Below are 2,937 nucleotides of genomic sequence, written 5' to 3'. Positions count from 1 at the left end.
TTGAGTCAGCCGTTGCAGAAGAAACGCGCCTGGCTCGACCTGATGAGCGTCGCCAAGATGTTGGAGGCGAAAGCCGAGATCAGACCATGACGGCAATGACATCGGCCGCCGACTTCGGCTAAACCATCGCACCGATAATTGCGCCGAACGCGTGGAGCCACGTCATGGAATGGGAAAACTTCCGCCGCTCGGATAATATCGAGGACCGGCGCGACGACGGCGGCTCGATGGATGCCGGCGGCGGCGGCGGCGGTGGCATTGGGGGGGCCGGCGGCCTCGGCATCGGCGCGGTCATCGTGCTCGGCCTGATCGGCTGGGCGCTCGGCATCGACCCCCGCGTGCTGATCAACGGCGCGGAAATGGTCAACAACGCGCGCACTTCCGGCCAGTACACGCAGCAATATCAGCAGAACACGCCGCGCAGCCAGCCGCAACGGCCGACGGGCACGCCGAGCGACCAGATGGGCCAGTTCGTCGCCGCCATCCTCGCGCAGACGGAAGACGTCTGGTCGAGCGTGCTGCCGGACCAGAAGGGCATCCAGTACACCAAACCGAAGCTCGTGCTCTACACCGGGCAGACCCGCTCGGGCTGCGGCGGCGCCAAGGCGGCGATGGGTCCGTTTTATTGCCCCGAGGACAAGAAGGTCTATCTCGACCTGTCCTTCTTCAACGACATGAAGCGCAAGCTCGGCGGCGGCGGCGACTTCGCCTATGCCTACGTCATCGCCCACGAAATCGGCCATCACATCCAGGACGAGCTCGGCATTCTGGGCAAGGTCCAGGCCGCGGAGCAGCGCGCGTCAAAAACCCAGGCCAACGCGATGTCGGTGCGCATCGAGCTGATGGCCGATTGCCTCGCCGGCGTCTGGGCCGCCAACGCCAACGAAAAATATCACGTGATCCAGGATGGCGACGTCGAGAAGGCGGTGAATACGGCCAAGGCCATCGGTGACGATCGGCTGCAGCAGGCGGCGCAAGGCCAGGTGGTGCCGGATTCCTTCACCCACGGCTCGTCGGCGCAGCGGGTGCAATGGCTCAATACGGGCCTGCAGTCCGGCAAGATCGACAGCTGCAATACGTTTGCGCGCTAAGCGCCTTCGCTGCGGGATCGAGGGCGGTGCCTCGTGGCTCGCCTCAACCTGAGATGACGAGACTGAGGCGTGGCCCGCTTGATTAGGGGCCGATTTGTCTAACCGATGCTTGCGGCATGGGACGCGGCCTCAGCCGCCCAGCGTCAGATTGTTCAGCGCGGCCTGAACGCCGGTCGCCGACCGGGATGCCGGCGACGATGCCAGATCCGTCGGTGGGAAGAACGCGAGAGACCCGTAATTGCCGTCTCGCAGTTTCATCAGTTGCAGCTTGCTCGCGGCGGCCGGGTCGGTCGCCACGGCGCCAGCGGCATACTCCCCGTTCGCCATTTTGAACAAGGTCAAAGCGTTGACGACGGATGTGACGGAAGCAGCGGAAATCGACATGCGGAGCGTCCTGGAAAGACTTCCTTAAGGTTACCCGCAATTAATAGCCGAAGATGGTTAGCAAAAGCCTAACGGTTTGAATGCGCTCAATTCCCGCAGCTCCCGACACCGACGGGGACGATCGGCTGGTTCTAAACGATCGGGCTTGCCCGCGTGACGAACAACGCCTTCGGCTTCACGCCGGAAACAAGCTGCCGGAAATCCGCCTCGCGTAAGGCGCGGCATCGATCGGCCGGCGCGAAGAGACCGACGGTCGCCGCCTGATCGGGAAACAGCCGCTGCCAGGTCGTCGCCGGGGTGGCGAGCAGCCGCACCGAGGCGTCCGGCGGAATTGTCCGTGCGACGCTGTCGAGTTCGCCGATGATGCCGTCCATCGGCTGAAAGCCGGATTCGAGAACCAGCAGTCGCGTTCCCCTGCTGGCGAGGATCGCCGCGCGCAGGCGTTCCGCCTCCACCTCCCCCTCGACGATATTGCAGCCGGACTGATCGGCGATATCGGTCAAACCAAGCTCGAGGGGGCCGGCGAGCGTCACGTCGCGCACGATCCCCGCGACGACGGCGGAGACGAGCCATACCAGCGAACGAACGAGAAGCTCGCGCTCGCGCGAGGCCTCGCGCCGCTTGGCGTCGGACACGAAGACGATAGCCGAAATCATGGGAATCACTGGGAGCTGGTGCAACGCGCAGCAGAGAATCGCGCGATCCCCCTGCCTTTTGCGTCACTAAGCAGAAAACAAGGGTAACGAAAAGTTTTCCACAGGTCGCGCTGGACAATTCATGTTTTGTTCCTTAATTGTTCCTTCATGTTTGTAGGAGGTTCCGGTGGCATCGCGATCGACGGTCAGGAAAGCGTCATACGTTCCACACGAAAGCGACGTGCTTTCAAGCGCTTCGCAGCCGATCCTCGGCGAGGCCCGGCGCGATCTGCAGCGCCAGCAGCTGAAGGGCCGCGGGGCCCTCACGAATGTCAGCGGACGCCATGAATCGGAACGCCGCGTCGCCGAGGACGACGGCTGGGGCATCCTCGAAATGGTGCCGACGCTCAAGACGCAGATCACCCGCGAGCGGGCCAAAACCATCATCACGCGCAACGACTCGCCGGATATTTCCTTCGACCGTTCGATCAACCCCTATCGCGGCTGCGAGCACGGCTGCTCCTACTGTTTCGCCCGTCCCTCGCACGCCAACATGGGGCTATCGCCGGGCCTCGATTTCGAGACCAAGCTGTTCGTCAAGACCGGCGCCGCCGCGCTGCTCGAGCGCGAGCTCGCAGCGCCGCGCTATGCCGCCAAAACCATTGCGATCGGAACCAACACGGACCCCTATCAACCGATCGAGCGGACCGAGCGGGTGACGCGTCAGATTCTGGAAGTGCTGGCGCGCACCAACCATCCCGTCGGCATCGTCACGAAGTCGGCGCTGGTGCTGCGCGATCTCGATCTTCTCGCCCCGATGGCGGAAA

Annotated in this window: 3 protein-coding genes and 1 pseudogene; 2 read left to right on the top strand and 2 right to left on the bottom strand. The window is 63.7% G+C overall.

Annotated features, from left to right (window positions below; all coding sequences use genetic code 11):
• The first annotated feature begins 164 nt into the window (after positions 1 to 164).
• Complete coding sequence (locus GSQ79_RS06855) at positions 165 to 1,091, top strand: neutral zinc metallopeptidase (RefSeq protein ID WP_158807983.1); 927 nt, start codon at positions 165 to 167, stop codon at positions 1,089 to 1,091.
• A 129-nt stretch (positions 1,092 to 1,220) separates the two neighbouring features.
• Here GSQ79_RS06855 and GSQ79_RS06850 read toward each other — a convergent pair whose 3' ends face one another.
• The gene (locus GSQ79_RS06850) at positions 1,221 to 1,475 is read right to left on the bottom strand and encodes a hypothetical protein (protein WP_158807982.1); all 255 of its coding nucleotides are present in this window, start codon (positions 1,473 to 1,475) and stop codon (positions 1,221 to 1,223) included.
• A gap of 131 nt (positions 1,476 to 1,606) precedes the next feature.
• Positions 1,607 to 2,131, bottom strand: a complete 525-nt coding sequence (locus GSQ79_RS06845) for a hypothetical protein (RefSeq protein WP_158807981.1) — start codon at positions 2,129 to 2,131, stop codon at positions 1,607 to 1,609.
• 244 nt (positions 2,132 to 2,375) lie between these two features.
• Between GSQ79_RS06845 and GSQ79_RS06840 the strand changes: the two are divergent.
• A pseudogene (locus GSQ79_RS06840) lies at positions 2,376 to 2,937 on the top strand (radical SAM protein); the annotation flags it as partial.

It is taken from the genome of Beijerinckia sp. L45 (assembly GCF_009765775.1).
GTDB lineage: Bacteria > Pseudomonadota > Alphaproteobacteria > Rhizobiales > Beijerinckiaceae > RH-AL1.
This window is presented reverse-complemented; position numbering and strand designations above follow the sequence as displayed.